The sequence below is a fragment of the Nocardia sp. BSTN01 genome, from assembly GCF_015354405.1.
Taxonomy (GTDB): Bacteria; Actinomycetota; Actinomycetes; order Mycobacteriales; family Mycobacteriaceae; genus Nocardia.
Genome location: NZ_JADKYP010000009.1, coordinates 133,572 through 149,749, shown reverse-complemented (window position 1 = coordinate 149,749; position 16,178 = coordinate 133,572). Strand labels below are relative to the sequence as shown.

The window sequence follows — 16,178 nt, the reverse complement described above, 5'->3', positions numbered from 1 at the left end:
CATGATTGCCGTCAGCGCCTCAGGCGACTGTCCGTAGCCAAGGTTGCGCGTCGATGGCAAGGAGTACCTCCCAGCGCTGGGGGCGGCTTCCGGTTGTGCGGTGGGGCAAGTACTGGCATCGTCTTCCCGGCGGGACAGCAGCGGGCGTGAGGGATGTGATGAGTTCTGAATCCAACCGGCCGCCCGGACCCGTGCCGCAACCGTTCGGCCCGCCGGTCGGCTCGGCCGATTGGTTCACGCCGCCCCGTCCACCGCAGCCGCCCCCGCTGCGCGATTCGCGTCCCGCGGCCTCGCCACCGCGCATAGTCCGGCGGCCGCCGGAGTCCCCGGAATGGGCGATCGATCCCGATGCCATCCAGCTCGCACTGGGTCCGTCCACCCGGCCGCCGCGCCGGCCCCGCCGGCGCAAGCCGTGGATCGCCGCCGCGGCCGCCGTGGTCGCGCTCGCCGGTGGCGGAATCGCGCTGGCGGTGACGGCCACGCGCGAGGAACCTGGTACCGCCGCCGCGGTCGCGACCGCGACGAGCTCGGCCCCGGCCGGATCCGCCGAAACATCCGCCCCGGCCACCGCGCCGCAGACTCCGGCGTGCCCGGCCGAGTCGCACGACGGCATCGTCGTCGGCAACGGTGCCGGTGGCGTCACCGACGGGCCGAATTCCATTCTGGGATTCGAGTATTCGTATTACACCGAGCGCAGCGGTGTGCGGGCTCAGGCCTTCGTCGCCCCGGATACCGTCAACGTCGCCGCCGCCGACGGTCTGCAGCAGGCGATCGACACCGTGATCCCGCCCGGGACCACGTACTGCGTTCACATCACCACGCGCGAGCCGGATCTGTTCGATGTGGATATCGAGGAGCATCGGCCCGACGGCGGCCACACGACCTACCAGCAGTCCGTGCGTACGGTCATCCGTGACGGCCGCACCCTGCTCTATGAAATCCGCGGGCGGTAACGCCGATCCGGCGGGGCTGTACCGATGCCGCGGGCGCCGGTACGCTGCGAGATGCCCCGCGCGTGAGAGGATGTGCCATGGATACTCGCATTGTTTCTCGACAGTGCACCCTGTGTGAGGCGCACTGCGGAATCCGGGTCACCGTCGAAGGCGACCGCGTCGTCCGGATCGAGGGAAATCCCGACGATGTGCTGTCCGAGGGATATATCTGTCCCAAGGCCACGGCAATGGGAGCGCTGCACCACGACCCGGATCGGCTCCGCACGCCGGTACGCCGCGTCGGCGATCGGTTCGAGCCTATCGGCTGGGACGAAGCGTTCCGCGAGATCGGCCAGCGGCTGCGCCGGATCCGCGCGGAGCACGGTCCGAGCGCGATCGGCATGTATCTGGGAAACCCTGCGGCACACAGTTCTTCGGTGTTGTACGGCGTGCTGCTGCGGGTCGCGCTGGCGACCCGCAACTTCTTCTCCGCTTCCTCGATCGATCAACTCCCGCAGGAGTTCGCGGCCTGGCGGATGTTCGGATCCAATGTCCTGATGCCGGTCGCCGATATCGACCGCACCGACCGGCTGGTGATCCTGGGCGCGAATCCGGCGGTGTCGAACGGGTCGGTGACGACCATGCCGAATGCCAAGCAGCGCATCAAGCGGGTGCGTGAGCGCGGCGGCACGGTCGTGGTGATCGATCCGCGCCGCACCGAGACCGCGCGACTGGCCGACCGGCACATCGCGGTCGTCCCGGGTGGTGACGTCTATTTGCTGCTGGCCGTGCTCAATGTGCTGATCGACGAGAAGTTGTGCGACGAGCGGGCCGTGCGTGCGCGCTGTTCGGGCTGGGACGAACTGCGCGAGACCGTCGCGCAGTGCACGCCCGAACTGGCGGCCCCGCATGCCGGTGTCGACGCCGAGACCATCCGCGGATTCGCCCGCGACCATGCCGCGGCCCGCTCGGCCGTGCTCTACGCGCGGATCGGCGTATGCCAGCAGGTGACCGGCACACTCACGCACTGGCTGGTGAACACGATCAACGCGGTGACCGGCAATCTGGACCGGGCGGGCGGGCAGATGTTCGCGACCGCGCCGGTCGACGCCGCCCGGTACGGCAAATATCTGTCGATGGGCCACGGCGCGTGGACCGACCGCTCGGGCCGCTACAAGTCCTTCCGGTCCGAACTGCCGGTGGCGGCGCTGGCCGACGAGATTCTCACCGAGGGCCCCGGGCAGATCCGGGCGATGGTCACCTACGCCGGCAATCCGGTGCTGTCGACGCCGCAGCGCGGGCGCCTGGACGCGGCGCTGGAATCGCTGGATTTCTTTGTGGCCGTGGACATGTATGTCACCGAGACCACCCGGCACGCCGACATCATCCTGCCGCCGGTGTCCCAGCTCGAGCGCGAGGACGTCAACCTGCTGTTCCCGGTGTTCAGCGTGCGCAACAATCTGCGCTACGACGCCAAGGTGTTCGAGCCGCCGGCCGACGGCCTCGAGGACTGGGAGATCATGGCGCGGCTGGTCACCGAGGTGGTGCCGCTGCCGGCGCGACGCCTCACCGGCCGGATGCTGAACGCGGTGTTCGAACGCCTCTCGCCGGTGCGGCTGGCCGCGCTGGGCATCGCGGCCGGCCCGTACGGCGTGCTGCGCCGCGGCCGGGCGGGCCTGACCGTCACCAAGCTGCGCGCCTCCGCGGGCGGCATCGATCTCGGGCCGCTGCGCCCCCGCCTGCGCACGCTGATCGGCACCCGCGACCGCAAGGTCCGGTTGGCGCCGCAGGATTTCCGTGCCGAGGTGGCGAAGCTGCTCGCCGACCTGCCGGCGACTCCGTCCGCCGGAGCCGACGGATTCGATCTGCGCCTGATCGGCCGTCGCCATCTGCGCAGCAACAACTCGTGGCTGCACAACGTCCCGGCCATGGTGAAGGGCCGCGATCGCTGCACCGTCCTCATGCATCCGGCCGACGCCGGCGCGCGCGGGCTGGCCGACGGCGAACCGGTCACCGTCACCTCGTCGAGCGGTTCGATCGTGGTGACCCTGGAGGTCGGCGACGATATCCGCCCCGGCACGGTCGCGATCCCGCACGGCTGGGGCCACCGCGAACCCGGCGTCGGCTGGCGGGTCGCCGCCTCCCTCCCGGGCGCCAACGTCAACCTCCTCCACGACCCGGCACTGGTCGACCCGCTGTCCGGCACGGCTGCCGTCAACAACACCTGGGTCAAGGTGAGCACCACCGCATAACCGGCGCGACAGCGCCTACGGCCCGGTATCTTTCGAGCGATCGAACGCTCTCGGTACGGATGTGGTTGGCTGTACCGTCAGCGGATACGGGCCGATCGACCGGAAGGGTGTCATGGCTGAGGAAGTGCTCGCGGAGATGGTGTCCACCGTCTTCCAGATCGTCGCGCACGAGGGCGCGGCGGTGCGCGAAGGTGACACCCTGGTGCTGCTGGAATCGATGAAGATGGAGATCCCGGTGGTGGCCGAGGCGGACGGCACCGTCGCCTCGATCAATGTGAAGCCCGGCGACGTCCTGCAGAAGGGCGATCTGATCGCCGTCATTTCCTAGCTTCGCCACGACACCACTTCGGCTCACGGGCGGGTGCCGTAGCCTTTGTTCCCGTGTCCACTCTTAGTGATCTGCTCGCCGAACACACCGATCTCCCCGGTGCGGCGGTGGATCATCTGCAGCGCGTGGTGGGGGATTGGCAGCTCTTGGCCGACCTGTCGTTCGCCGATCTGCAACTGTGGGTCGGCATCGGCCCGGTGACCGACGGGGCCGACGTGGTCTGCGTCGCCCAATGCCGGCCCACCACCGCCCAGACGGTCCAGCCCGACGATCTGGTCGGATCGCTGGCGTCGCGCCAGGAACATCCGCAGATCTTCCAGGCCCTGAGTTCGGGGGAGATCGTGCGGGTCGAGGGTGACGGCGAATCCACCGGCGTCTACCACCCCACCCCCGCGCGGGTCATCCGCGAGGGAATTCCGGTGCGCTGCGGCACCGACGTCATCGCCGTGCTCGGCCGCGATACCGATATGCAGCGCTCGAAGATCCGCGGCAGCCTCGAGCACGCCTATATGAGCTGCGCCGACGATCTGTGTCAGATGATCGCCGACGGCACCTTCCCCACCCTCGAGGACCGCACCGGCTCACATTCCAGCCCGCGCGCCGGGGACGGCTTCATCCGCCTCGACACCGCCGGCCTGGTCGTCTACGCCAGCCCGAACGCGCTGTCGGCGTATCACCGCATGGGCCTGCAGAGCGAGCTGGCCGGCCAGGATCTGGCCCAGTCGACCCGCTCGCTGATCACCGATCCGTTCGACGCGCAGGAGGTCGTCAGCGACATCCAGGCCGCGCTGGCCGGCAAATCGGGCCGCCGGATGGAGGTCGAGGCGCGCGGCGCGACGGTGCTGCTGCGCACGCTGGTGCTGCGCCCGCACGGTGAACTGGCGGGGGCCGCGGTGCTGGTCCGCGACGTCACGGAGGTCAAGCGCCGCGACCGGGCGCTGCTGTCCAAGGACGCCACCATCCGCGAGATCCATCATCGGGTGAAGAACAACCTGCAGACCGTCGCCGCCCTGCTGCGCCTGCAGGCCCGCCGCACCGAGAACGAAGAGGCCCGGGTGGCGCTCACCGAATCGGTGCGCCGCGTCACCTCCATCGCTTCCGTGCACGAAATGCTGTCGATGTCGGTGGACGAGGAGGTCGACCTCGACGAGGTGGTCGATCGCCTGCTGCCGATCATGGCCGATGTGGCGACCGTCCACACCGCGCGCATCAAGGTCCGCCGCGACGGTTCGCTGGGAGTTTTCTCGGCCGAACGCGCGACCCCGTTGGTGATGGTGCTGACCGAATTGGTGCAGAACGCCATCGAGCATGCCTTCGACGCGGGCGAAAACGGCACTGTCACAATACGTTCCGAGCGTTCGGCGCGGTGGCTGGATGTCATCATCAGCGACGACGGACGCGGGTTGCCGGAGGGATTCAGCCTCGAGGGTTCCGATCGGCTGGGATTGCAGATCGTGCGCACTCTGGTGACCGCGGAACTCGGGGGCTCGATCGGTTTGCATCCCGGCGCCGATATCGGCACCGACGCCGTGCTGCGGGTGCCGCTGGGTCGCCGCAACGCGCGCTGAAACGGCGCCTCACGCACACGCGAGTCGCGGAAATCGGATAAGTCCGAATCGCTGTCGAACGGTTATGTGAAATGGCGCGGGAAAACAATCCGGCAACAAAAACAGTGAAGCCCGGCACCTTTCCGGTGCCGGGCCGAAATGCGTTACCGGTCGGGCTGTGCGGTTACTACAGGCCGGTAACGCCGCGCGTCTCAGACGACGCTGCGAGTGCGGGTGCGGGCGTTGCGCCGCTTCAGCGCCCGGCGCTCGTCTTCGCTCATACCACCCCACACGCCGGCATCCTGTCCGGAGGACAAGGCCCAGGACAGGCAGTCGGCGGTCACGGGGCAGCGGGCGCAGACCAGCTTGGCATCGGCAATCTGCGCGAGCGCCGGACCACTGTTACCCACCGGGAAGAACAGCTCGGGGTCCTCGTCGCGACAGATGGCCTTGTGGCGCCAGTCCATTCCTCTGCTCCTTTGCATGGGCGCCGTAAGGCGCCGCTGGTTTGTGGTCCGTTCACTTGTGCGTCTCGAATGTTTCCGCACGGTTGCTTGTGAATGCTTTCACGAACACCGTAGATGTCAATAGCCTTCGGGTGCACCGTGGGGAAGCTCACGCTCTAAAGCCCTGAAAAGCCGGGCCTGCGGAGTCCTTTGTACTCGCTTGTGCGGGTTTCCGCAGCGCAACTGCGAGGTTTCTCAGTTGTGTCGGGCGGAATCCGGCTCGGGAGCGACCACTTCGAGCACTTCCGGCACCGAGGTGAAATCCACCACGTTGCGGCGGCCGATGAAGTCGCCATCGATTTGCAGGCCGACCTCGTCGTCGGCTTCGATTCGCACCGAAGATACATCGTCGACGCGAAACAAATTGCGGGCCTTCGGATCTCCGTCGGACGCCAGGAGTTGCCTGGCGACCGACAGTGTCGGCAATACCCCCATCGTCCGCATCGCAAACACACCGAGTCCGCGTTCGAAGGTCGTCCCGGGATTGGTGCGCACGGGAGTGCTGTCCAGATAGGTCCACGGACTGGTGTTCGTGACGAAGGCGTAATGCACGCCCGGCACCGGATCGTGGCCGGGAACACGCACGGTGATCGCGGGCTCGCGCCGCTTGGCCCGGAAGAATTGCCGGACCGTGGTGCGCAGGTACCGGGCCGGCGTCGCGGCATGGCCCGCGGCGCGGCTGCGATCGATCGCCTCGCACACGTCGGCGTCCAACCCGACGCCCGCGCTGAACGCGCACCAGCGGCCGTCGGCGACCATCAGGCCGATCCGGCGATCGCCGGCGTGGGCGTCGCCGCCGTCGAGTGAGAGCAGGTCGATGAGCTGATTGGTCGCGGCCACCGGATCCGCCTCGATACCCAGCGAACGCGCGAACACGTTCGCCGAACCGCCCGGGATCACGCCCAACCGCGGGATCCAGGTGCCCGCTCGTTGCGCGGCGGCCGATTCCGCGGCGCCGACGGCGTCCGATGCGGACGCGCTCGGTCGCGGCAGCGGGAGGAATCCGTTGACGGTCTCGTTGACCGTGCCGTCGCCGCCGTGCACCACGATCAGGTCCATCTCGGCATCGGTCGCCCACTGCGCCAATTCGGCGGCGTGGCCGCGATGCTGGGTGTGGGCCACGATGAGCTGGGTGCGGCTCTCCAGCGCGTGGGCGAGCAGATCCCGCGTGGCCGGAGTGGTCGAGGTGGCATTCGGATTCACGATCAACAGCGTCCGCACCCTGAGCAGCCTACTGAGCGATCGCCGGCGAATCCCGCCGCGGAGGTGACCACGGGTGCGAGGCCCGGTTCGCGCGGTTCTACGCTGGGCGGGTGGCGAAGCAGAACGCGGACAGTGAGAGCACCGGCGGCACCACCGGCGGCGCGACCGACCCGACTCCGGGCACGGTGCGCGCGGCCGGAGCGCTGGCCACGCTCGAGGGCCTGATCGGGGTGATCATCGCGATCGTGCTCGTGGTGCAGGGCATCACGTCGGCCGACACCTCCGCGAAATCGGCCTACGGCACCGCCGCCTGGTTCGTCATCCTGGCCGGCGCGGTGCTGGCCGCCGGCCTCGGCCTACTGCGCGGAAAGCGCTGGGGCCGGGCCATCGTGGTGATCGCGCAGGTGCTGCTGCTGCCCGCCGCCTGGTACATGCTCAGCTCGCATCGGTTCGAACTGGGCATTCCGGTCGGGCTGCTCGCTCTCGTCACCCTCGGCCTGATCTTCTCGCCGCCGTCGGTGCGCTGGATGGCCCAGGCCTACGACGCCGCGGACTGACGCCACATCGGCCACAGCGGCGGTCCGCCGCCGGTGACGTCGAGTTCGCCGCGCAGATCGAAGCCGTAGCGCTCGTAATAGGCGATATTGGCGAACTTGCTGGATTCCAGGTATGCGGGCGCGCCGGTTTCGTCACAGTGCGCCAGCCGCGGCGCCAGCAGCGCGTGCCCGTACCCCTTGCCGCGGACCGCGGGATCGGTGCCGACGATGGCGAGATACCAGTGCGGTTCGTGCGGATGCGCCTTGCTCATCCGATCCGACATCCGCCCCACGGAGAGCAGCCGCAGCCGGAACGCACGCGCCAGCGCGGGCAGCATTCGCAGTTGATCGGCGTCGGAGGAATTCCACTGCCCGGGCGGCGACCACACCGCACCCCCGACGATCCGGCCCGATGCGTCGAAGGCCGCGTCGACCGTCCCGTGCCGCAGGTACAGATGCCGGATCAGCACGCCGAACATGGTCGCCGCGCGGACGGGCCGGGAGCGTTCGGCGGGTATGCACCACCGCATGATCGGATCGTCGTCGAACGCCAGACCGAGCACGCGGGCCAGTTCGGGCACTTCCGATTCCGTCACGGGACGAACGGTCACATCCATCGGTCCACCCTATGCCCGCGACCGCGCGAAACGCCGCCTCAGCGGCCATTGTGGCGGCCGGACGCGCGCCGGTCGACCTCGGCCAGGCGACGGTCGAGAAAATCGCGCTCGGCGGCGTTCTCGGTCAGCAGCAGAGCCTCGGAGTAGGCGAGCCGGGCCTCGTCGAACCGCCCGAGTTCGGTGAGGAAGTGGGCTCGTGCGGCGGGCAGGTAGCTGTATCCGGCCAGCTGCGGTTCGGCGGCGAGGGCGTCGAGCTCGACATACCCGGCGGCCGGACCGCCCGTCATCCCGATCGCGACGGCTCGATTGAGCGCCACCACCGGCGAGGGCCAGATCCGGATCAGCACGTCGTAGAGCCCGCGGATCTCCTGCCAGTCGGTGGCGGCGTAGCTGGGCGCCTCGGCATGCACGGCGGCGATCGCGGCCTGCAGCGCATAGCGGCCCGGCCGCCGTTCCAGCGCGAAGCGCACCAGTGCGATGCCCTGGGTGATCTCCGCCCGATCCCAGCGCGCGCGATCCTGATTGGCCAGCGCGACCATGGCGCCCCCGGACGTCACCCGCGCCGCGCGGCGGGCGTCGGTGAGCAGCAGCAGGGCGAGCAGGCCCGCGATCTCCGGGTCCTCGGGCAGCAGACCGTGCAGCATCCGCGCCAGATCGAGGGCGCGTTCGGTCAGATCGCGGCGGATGAGGTCGTCGCCCGACGGTGCGGTGTGCCCGGTGGTGAACAGCAGATGCACCACCGCCAGCACGGCCTCGATGCGCTCGGGCAGTTCGGCCGGCGCCGGTACTCGATAGGGAATCCGGGCCGCGGCGATCTTCTTCTTGGCGCGGGTGATCCGCGCGGCCATCGTGGGCTCGGCCACCAGGAAGGCGCGCGCGACCTCGGCCGTGGTGAGCCCGCAGACCAGTCGCAGGGTGAGCGCGACCTGGGTCTGCGGGGCCAGCGCCGGATGACAGCAGGTGCAGATCAGTCGCAGGCGATCGTCGGGGAACTGCGGATCGTATGGATCGATGGCATCGAAATCTGTTGTCCCGGTGGTTGTCTCGTCCGCGATCAGCAGTGGCAGCGCCCGGCGCGCGGTGGACTGCCGGCGCAGCAGATCCAGTGCGCGATTGCGCGCCACCGTGGTCAGCCAGGCCGCGGGCCGGGACGGAATTCCGTCCGCGGCCCATCGCACCAGCGCCTGCGCGTACGCGTCCTGGACGCATTCCTCGGCGAGCTCGAGGTCGTGGGTCACCCGTACGGTCGACGCGAGCACGAACGCCCACTCCCGTCGATGGGCGTCGGCCACCGCCGCGGCGACCCGATCGGCGGAGCGGTCGATCGGGTCGGGGGAGTGGTCGTCGAGCACGGTGCGGCTCAGCTCAATTCGAGGACCGGGCGCACTTCCACGCCCCCGGAGCCCATCGGCACGCGGCGGGCGATGGCGATCGCGGCGTCGAGATCCTCGGCCTCGATCAGGTAGTAGCCGCCGAGCTGCTCCTTGGTCTCGGCGAACGGGCCGTCGGTGATCACGAAGTCACCGGCGCCGTCCGGCCGCACAGTGGTGGCGGTGTGACTGTGGTGCAAGGCGTTTCCGCCGCGCAGCGCCGCCGCGTGGGCCTCGCCGAACTGCCGGTGACTGTCCGCCATCGCGCCGCCGGACTCCGGTTCGGCCACGGCACGCTCGTCCTGGTAGATGAGGATCAGATATTGCGACATGGTTTCGTCCTCCGAGTGGGTGGCCCGCCTTTCGAGCCATTCAACTCTTCGACGCGCACCCCGCCGCGGAATCGACACCGGCGCGCAGAATTCTCAGGATTTTCCGGAATCGGCGAGCCGCGCCAGCGCGTCACCCGCGAGCCGGAACCCGGTCCACTCGTCCTGGGCCGCCGCGCCCAGCCCACGGTAGAACTCGATCGAGGGCGTGTTCCAGTCCAGCACCGACCAATCCACCCGGGTGTACCCGTTGGCCACGGCCTCGCGGGCCAGTTCGGCGAGCAGCGCTTTGCCCAGGCCGCGACCGCGCGCCTCCGGCCGGACGTACAGATCTTCCAGGTAGATGCCGTGCTTACCGGTCCAGGTCGAATAATTGAGAAACCAGATCGCGCATCCGGCGACCCGCCCATCGACGGTCGCGACATGGGCGAACAGCGCCGGCGCCGGACCGAACAGGGCGGTGTGCAGGTCGGCGGCGGTCAAGGCACACTGTTCGCGCGCCTTCTCGTAGTCGGCGAGGTCGTAGACGAGTTCGACGAGGTCGGGCACATCCTCGGGCGTGGCGCGGCGGATCATCGGCTCGCCTCGGTGTCTGATTCTCGGCTCGCCTCGGGCGCCACGATATTGTGCGCCAGAATCGTCGCGGCCTGGTGATCGTGACCGAGCACGCTGATCGCGGCGGTGGACAGGAAGAATCGCCGTCCCTCCCGGGCCGGGAACCCCGCCCAGCGCGCGATCAGCACCCGGGAGAAATGTCCGTGCCCGACCAGCACCACATCGCGTATCCGCAGCGCGGGCGCCACCGATTCCAGCACCCGATCGGCCCGCGCGCCGACCGCATCGGCGGATTCACCGCCCGGGACGTCGCCGGTGAAGACCGTCCAGCCCGGCGCGGTTTCGCGGATCTGCGGGGTGGTCAGGCCCTCGTAGTCGCCGTAATCCCATTCGACCAGGTCGTCGTCGATGCGCGGATCGGGCAGCCCGGCCAGTTCGGCGCTGCGCACGGCGCGCTGCTTCGGGCTGGTCAGTACCAGCGGATCGCTCAGGCCGAGTCCCGCCACGACCTTCCCGGCGGCGCGGGCCTGCGCTTCGCCGCGTTCGGTGAGCGCGATATCGGTGCGCCCGGTGTGTTTGCGCGCCGCCGACCACGCGGTCTCGCCGTGCCGCAGCAGCACCAGCCGATAGTCCCTGTCCGATGCACTCATGATTTCGATCATGCCGCACCGCGCGGGCGGCCCGGCGGACGGACCGAGGCGTGGGCTCAGCTGGTTCCGTAGAGCCGGCCGCCCCGCAACTCCAGCACCATCGGACCGCTCACGGCCAGCGAAATCGGCTCCCCGTGATAGTCGCTGCGCCGCAACGGGATCCGCTTCTGCTGGGCGCCGCTGCCCGGATCGAGCGCCGCGATACCGTCGGCGACCGGAACCAGGACGTTGCCCGCCATCATCGCCGGTGCGCCCAGGGCGTCCGGTGCGGTCCACAGCGGCTCGAAGGTGCTCGCGCTCAACGCGATCACGCTGTTGCCGGTGAAGACGAAATATGCGGAACCGAGCCGGGTGACCGTGCTGTTGTCCGCGATCGGCGCGGTGAGACGATGTACCGCAAGCGAATTCGCGCTGGCATCGTAGATCGCGAATTCCGGTGGCGCGGCGTCGGTTCCGGGAAGATACAGCGCGATCCGGTTGTCCGAGACCGCGACGACGCGGGCGTCGGCGGCCGCGGCGCCGGGTTCGGTCAGGACGTGCGAGCCGTACTCCTCCGGAGCGGAGGCGTCCTTCGGCGCCGGATTCAGCACCGTCAGCCGGTTCGCGGCGTCGTCGGGGCAGCGTTCGAGCACGGCCAGGCGGCTGCCGCCCGAGGCCGCCGACAGCAGCGTGCAGTCGTGCCGGGGCTGGGTGTGCGGGTTCACCTGCGCGTCGACGTAGCCGTATTCGAGCGTGCGGACCAGATCCGACCGCCACACCTCCAGCCGGCGCGGACCCTGGGCCAGCACGTAGGTGCCGTCGGTGGACAGCCGGACCTGGGAATCCATATAGCTGCTGCGCGCGGTGCGCCGGCGCCCGTCCTCCGCGCCGAGCATCGTCGTCTGGCTGCAACCGCGCGGATCGCGATACGTGGCGATCACCGTGGCGAATTGGCTCTCCAGCGCGCACAGCGGCAGATCGCGCTGATACTTCCAGAGCTCGCGCCCGGTGGCGGCGTCGAGGCCGCGCACGGTGCCGCCGTCACCGGTGATGGCGACGCCGCTCGAGGTCAATGCCCGCGCGGCGACGCCGTCCGGGGCGTGCCATCGTTCGGTGAGGGTGTCCGGCAGCCGATCGGCCACCGGCGCCACCGAGGCCGGATGTGCCGCCGGATCGGATTCGGTGCCGCGGGCGTCGCTCGTCGACCACACGACAACCCCCGCGATCGCCACGACAACGGCGATCGCGACTGCGGCATAGAGGTCGGCGCGCGTCCGCCGCTCGGGTGCGAGCACGTCAGCGAGACTAACCGATCCGGCGACTAGGCCGATGCGGCAGTGTGATCGCCACCCGTTGCCGCACTACCGGACTCGGCTGCCGAGTCGGCACCGCCGGTGGTGTCGCCGGCCTCCGCGGCGGGCTTACGACGCCGGCGGCGGCGGCGCCGCGCCGGCTTGTCACCCTCGGTCGCGTCGCTCGCGGGCTGATCGTCCGGAACCGACTGCGCCGCAGCACTTTCCGCGGTGTCCGTCGCCGAGTCGGCCGACTCGCCCGTGGTGCCCTCGGCCGTGTCGACGGCCTTGCCGCCACGGGTGCGGCGGCGGTTGCGCTTGCGCGGCTGGCGTGCCTCCCGCTCTTCCACGACCGCATCCGGTTCGCGGGCGGGGGCGCGCCGCACGGTGCCGGTCGCGTTCTCCGGAATACCGAGATCGCTGCGCAGATGCTCGGAGCGCGAGTAGGTTTCCACCGGCTCGGGAATGCCCAGGCCCAGTGCGGAATTGATGCTCTCCCAGCGGTGCAGCTCGTCCCAGTCGACCAGTGTGACCGCGACACCCGTACGCCCGGCCCGGCCGGTGCGGCCGATGCGGTGCACGTAGGTCTTCTCGTCCTCGGGGCACTGATAGTTCACGACGTGGGTGACGTCGTCGATATCGATACCGCGGGCGGCGACGTCGGTCGCGACCAGCACGTCGATCTTGCCCTTGCGGAATTTCTCCAGCGCCTTCTCCCGCGCGATCTGACCGAGATCGCCGTGGACCGCGCCGACGGCGAAACCGCGGTCGGCCAGATCGTCGGCGACCTTCTGCGCGGTGCGTTTGGTGCGGGTGAAGATCATGGTCGCGCCGCGGCTCTCGGCCTGCAGGATCCGCGCGATCAATTCGCTCTTGTCCAGCGCGTGCGCGCGGTAGACGAATTGCGCGGTGCGATCGTGCACCGCGGAATCGGAGGGTTCCTCGGCCCGGATATGGGTGGGCTTGTGCAGGAATGTACGGGCCAGCGTGATGATCGGGCCCGGCATGGTCGCCGAGAACAGCATGGTCTGACGCTGTTCGGGAACCATCGACAGAATGCGCTCGATATCGGGCAGGAAGCCGAGGTCGAGCATTTCGTCGGCCTCGTCGAGCACGAGGACACCGACCTTGCCGAGAATCAGATGCTGCTGTTCGGCCAGATCCAGCAGGCGGCCCGGGGTGCCGACGACCACGTCGACGCCCTCGCGCAGCGCGGCGATCTGCGCGTCGTAGGGGCGGCCGCCGTAGATCGAGGTGACGCGCAGGCGTCCCTGCTGATTGCTCAGATATTTACCGGCATTCTCCAGATCCTGGGTGACCTGGACGCACAGTTCCCGCGTCGGCACGATGACCAAAGCGCGGGGAGTGCCGTCCAATGCCGTGGTGCCGGAATCGGCGGTGGAAATTCGGTGCAGCAGCGGTACGCCGAATCCGAAGGTCTTGCCCATACCGGTGCGGGCCTGGCCGATCAGATCGTCGCCGGCCAGCGCGAGGGGGAGGGTCAGCTCCTGGATGGCGAAAGTGTGTTCGATTCCGATCTCGCCGAGAGCGCGCACGATTTCGGGGCGAACGCCCAATTCGGCGAATGTCGGAGTGGTGTGGGTTGAGTCGAGTTCCGCTGTCAGCAGCGTGTCCGCCAACCCCGGTTCTTGTTCGACGGTGATCTTGCTCAGGATTCGTGCCTTCCTCGTGTTGATCGCATCCAGCGCGCACGAGGGTGGATTGGGACCGGATTTCCGGGCCACCACATTTCCGGCGGTTTCCACCTGCACTCTCGCCACCCGGATCGCTGTCCGAGCGCGGCGCAAAGGGGGTCGCGGATCTGGTGCGCGCACATTTTCGGTGGGCCCCGGTTACCCCTTGTCGCACTGCCTCGACCACCGGTCTCGATCAGCCGGCCGGGATATGGCGGTGCGAGCGAAAATTTCCGTTGCCCATAGAGATTGTAGCGTGATAGCTTTCTTCGCCTCGCTCCCGCTATCGTCTGCCGCCGCTCGGTGTCCGGTCCGTATGCGGCACACGGTAATTCATCGTGACCCGCGAAATTGCGCGGTCGACCGGCACGGTGATTTCGCGCAGTATGCGGACGGATGTCGGGCGGTCGATATGTCTGCTTCGGTCCGCCGGGTTTCCGCGAGCGGTCCGGCGCGGCGTGGTCCAGCCCACATATGTGAGACGGTGTGTCACACGATAAATTGGTCGCTGTGAGCTTGGCAGAGACCGTGGGCGTCGCGGCCCGCAACGCATGGGCGCTGACCTTCGGCGACGGCATCGAAGCGCCCGTCCCCACTCCCTCGACGGTGCTCTGGGACGAACCGCATCGGCTGCTGCGCCGCTTCGACGGCGATCCCGCCGGACCGCCGCCCGCCGACGACACGGCAGTGCTGATGGTTCCGCCGCTGGCGGCCCCGGCGGTGTGCTTCGATCTGCGCCCGGACCAGAGTATGGCCCGCTTCCTGCTCGAGATCGGCCGCCGCCCCTACCTCGTCGACTACGGCGAGATCGGCTTCGCCGACCGCCGCATGGGATTCGAGGACTGGGTCGACGACATCCTGCCCGAGGCGGTGCGGCGCGTCTCGGCCGATCGCGACGGAGCTTCGGTCGATCTGGTCGGCTGGTCGCTCGGCGGCGTGCTGTCGCTGCTCACCGCCGCGGCCGACGCCGCCCTGCCGATCCGCTCGGTCACCGCCGTCGGCGCACCGCTGGACTACAACCGCGTCAACGGTGTGCCGCAGGTCCGCGCGCTGGCCCGGATCGACGGCGGTCGCGCCGTCTCGACGCTGATCCGCGCGGCCGGCGGGGTCCCGGCGCCGCTGACCCGCATCGCCTACCGGGCCGCGGCCTGGGATCGGGAATTGCGCCGGCCGATGTTCCTGGCGAGCAATCTGACCGATGCGGCGACGCTGGCCCGGATGGAGACCATCGACCGGTTCCAGTCGCAGCTGCCCGGCTACCCGGGCCGCTTCTACAACCAGCTGTGGAGTCGGTTCATGCTGGCCAACGACATCGGCAAGGGCGTGGTGCACGTCGGCGACCGGCCGATCGCGCTGGCGGAGATCACCGCGCCGGTCCTGCTCGTGGGCGGGACCGACGACGTCATCACCCCCGCGGCGGCGGTGGCGCACGGGCAGCGGACGCTGACCGGCGCCCGCGAGGTGCGCTACGAGACCTCGCCCGGCAGTCATCTGGGCATCCTGATCGCCCGCGACACCACCTGGAGCTACCTGGAGAAATTTCTGGGCGACCAGGCATGAACCGGCCGTGGAGGGAAAGCAGCTACTCGTCGGCTCGGACATGCCGGTGTGACGCGCGGCCGGAAGGGGAACTCTTTTCGGCGTCGCGCCGCCGCCCCCTCCGGGCACCGACCCGTTAGGGTGGTCTTCATGGGTGCAAACACATCTGGCGCGCTGGGTGTTTCGACCGAATCCGATCATCGAATCCCCGCCGGCCATCTCGGTGTCACCGACCTGTTCGCGGTGCTCGCCTACGGTGAGATCTCCGCGTTCTACCGCTTGGCGGAAGAGGCGAAATTATCGCCCACGCTGCGGGGCAAGGTCGCGGTGGCGAAGATGGCCGCCGCCGAGATGGAGCATTTCGACACGCTCGAGCGCGCGCTACAGGGCCGCGGCGTCGACGTCTTCGACGCGATGGCGCCGTTCGTGCGGGCCCTGGACGACTATCACGCCTCGACCGATCCCTCGAACTGGCTCGAGTCGATGGTCAAGTTCTACGTCGGCGACGGTATCGCCGCCGACTTCTACGCGGTGCTCGCCGATGCGCTCGCGCCGGACGTGGCCGCGGTCGTCCGCGACGTGCTGGCCGAAACCCACCATTCGGAATTCGTCATCGAGGAGGTGCGCCGGGCGGTCACCGTCAGCCGCTCCGAGCGCGACCGGCTCACGCTGTGGGGCCGCCGGCTGCTCGGTGAGGCCATCACCCAGGCGCAGTACGTCATGGCTCAGCGCGACGAGCTGACCGAACTGGTCCTCACCGCGACCGGCGACCTCAACGGGGTGGCGGCGCTGTTCGAGCGGATGCAGAACTCGCATGCCGAGCGGATGCGGGTACTGAGCCTGGGATGA

General features: G+C 69.2%; 16 protein-coding genes. 7 read left to right on the top strand and 9 right to left on the bottom strand.

The annotated features are described in order from the left end of the window. Positions 1-158 precede the first annotated feature (158 nt). From IRT45_RS11200 to IRT45_RS11185, 4 genes are all read left to right on the top strand, one after another. The gene (locus IRT45_RS11200) at positions 159-953 is read left to right on the top strand and encodes a hypothetical protein (RefSeq protein ID WP_194805787.1); all 795 of its coding nucleotides are present in this window, start codon (positions 159-161) and stop codon (positions 951-953) included. 77 nt (positions 954-1,030) lie between these two features. Continuing rightward, positions 1,031-3,184: a molybdopterin oxidoreductase family protein gene (locus IRT45_RS11195; RefSeq protein ID WP_194805786.1), complete on the top strand. Its 2,154-nt coding sequence runs from the start codon at positions 1,031-1,033 to the stop codon at positions 3,182-3,184. Positions 3,185-3,296: 112 nt separating this feature from the next. Then, a complete protein-coding gene (locus tag IRT45_RS11190; protein ID WP_036504493.1) occupies positions 3,297-3,512 on the top strand; it encodes a biotin/lipoyl-binding carrier protein in 216 nt (71 codons plus the stop codon). A 53-nt stretch (positions 3,513-3,565) separates the two neighbouring features. Continuing rightward, entirely contained in the window at positions 3,566-5,080 is a 1,515-nt protein-coding gene (locus IRT45_RS11185; RefSeq protein WP_194805785.1) for a sensor histidine kinase, read from the top strand. 191 nt (positions 5,081-5,271) lie between these two features. Here the strand turns inward: IRT45_RS11185 and IRT45_RS11180 are convergent, their stop codons facing one another. Together IRT45_RS11180 and IRT45_RS11175 are read right to left on the bottom strand one after the other, a co-directional pair. Continuing rightward, positions 5,272-5,526 (bottom strand): WhiB family transcriptional regulator, encoded by a 255-nt coding sequence (locus tag IRT45_RS11180; protein WP_030516005.1) that lies wholly within the window; start codon positions 5,524-5,526, stop codon positions 5,272-5,274. 234 nt (positions 5,527-5,760) lie between these two features. Next, positions 5,761-6,786: a diacylglycerol kinase family protein gene (locus tag IRT45_RS11175; protein ID WP_194805784.1), complete on the bottom strand. Its 1,026-nt coding sequence runs from the start codon at positions 6,784-6,786 to the stop codon at positions 5,761-5,763. A gap of 92 nt (positions 6,787-6,878) precedes the next feature. Between IRT45_RS11175 and IRT45_RS11170 the strand changes: the two genes are divergently transcribed. Continuing rightward, positions 6,879-7,325 carry a hypothetical protein gene (locus tag IRT45_RS11170; protein WP_375540086.1) on the top strand — a complete coding sequence of 149 codons (447 nt, stop codon included), beginning with the start codon at positions 6,879-6,881 and terminating at the stop codon, positions 7,323-7,325. On the opposite strand, the gene IRT45_RS11165 is transcribed toward IRT45_RS11170, so the two are convergent. From IRT45_RS11165 to IRT45_RS11135, 7 genes are all read right to left on the bottom strand, one after another. Continuing rightward, positions 7,307-7,900: a GNAT family N-acetyltransferase gene (locus tag IRT45_RS11165; RefSeq protein WP_309240896.1), complete on the bottom strand. Its 594-nt coding sequence runs from the start codon at positions 7,898-7,900 to the stop codon at positions 7,307-7,309. The genes IRT45_RS11170 and IRT45_RS11165 overlap by 19 nt on opposite strands. Positions 7,901-7,959: 59 nt before the next feature. Then, positions 7,960-9,273 carry a sigma-70 family RNA polymerase sigma factor gene (locus IRT45_RS11160; RefSeq protein ID WP_309240895.1) on the bottom strand — a complete coding sequence of 438 codons (1,314 nt, stop codon included), beginning with the start codon at positions 9,271-9,273 and terminating at the stop codon, positions 7,960-7,962. Between the two features lie 8 nt (positions 9,274-9,281). Further along, the gene (locus tag IRT45_RS11155) at positions 9,282-9,623 is read right to left on the bottom strand and encodes a YciI family protein (protein WP_194805782.1); all 342 of its coding nucleotides are present in this window, start codon (positions 9,621-9,623) and stop codon (positions 9,282-9,284) included. Between the two features lie 93 nt (positions 9,624-9,716). After that, a complete protein-coding gene (locus IRT45_RS11150) occupies positions 9,717-10,196 on the bottom strand; it encodes a GNAT family N-acetyltransferase (protein ID WP_194805781.1) in 480 nt (159 codons plus the stop codon). After that, complete coding sequence (locus IRT45_RS11145) at positions 10,193-10,825, bottom strand: acid phosphatase (RefSeq protein WP_228534150.1); 633 nt, start codon at positions 10,823-10,825, stop codon at positions 10,193-10,195. The genes IRT45_RS11150 and IRT45_RS11145 overlap by 4 nt, the downstream gene beginning before the upstream one ends. Positions 10,826-10,881: 56 nt before the next feature. Beyond that, positions 10,882-12,099 carry a PQQ-binding-like beta-propeller repeat protein gene (locus tag IRT45_RS11140; protein ID WP_194805779.1) on the bottom strand — a complete coding sequence of 406 codons (1,218 nt, stop codon included), beginning with the start codon at positions 12,097-12,099 and terminating at the stop codon, positions 10,882-10,884. Positions 12,100-12,125: 26 nt separating this feature from the next. Beyond that, positions 12,126-13,736, bottom strand: coding sequence for a DEAD/DEAH box helicase (locus tag IRT45_RS11135; protein ID WP_194805812.1), 1,611 nt, complete (start codon positions 13,734-13,736; stop codon positions 12,126-12,128). 564 nt (positions 13,737-14,300) lie between these two features. On the opposite strand from IRT45_RS11135, the gene IRT45_RS11130 reads away from it, so the two are divergent. Together IRT45_RS11130 and IRT45_RS11125 are read left to right on the top strand one after the other, a co-directional pair. After that, complete coding sequence (locus IRT45_RS11130; RefSeq protein WP_194805778.1) at positions 14,301-15,350, top strand: alpha/beta fold hydrolase; 1,050 nt, start codon at positions 14,301-14,303, stop codon at positions 15,348-15,350. A 129-nt stretch (positions 15,351-15,479) separates the two neighbouring features. After that, positions 15,480-16,178: a ferritin-like fold-containing protein gene (locus IRT45_RS11125; protein WP_194805777.1), complete on the top strand. Its 699-nt coding sequence runs from the start codon at positions 15,480-15,482 to the stop codon at positions 16,176-16,178.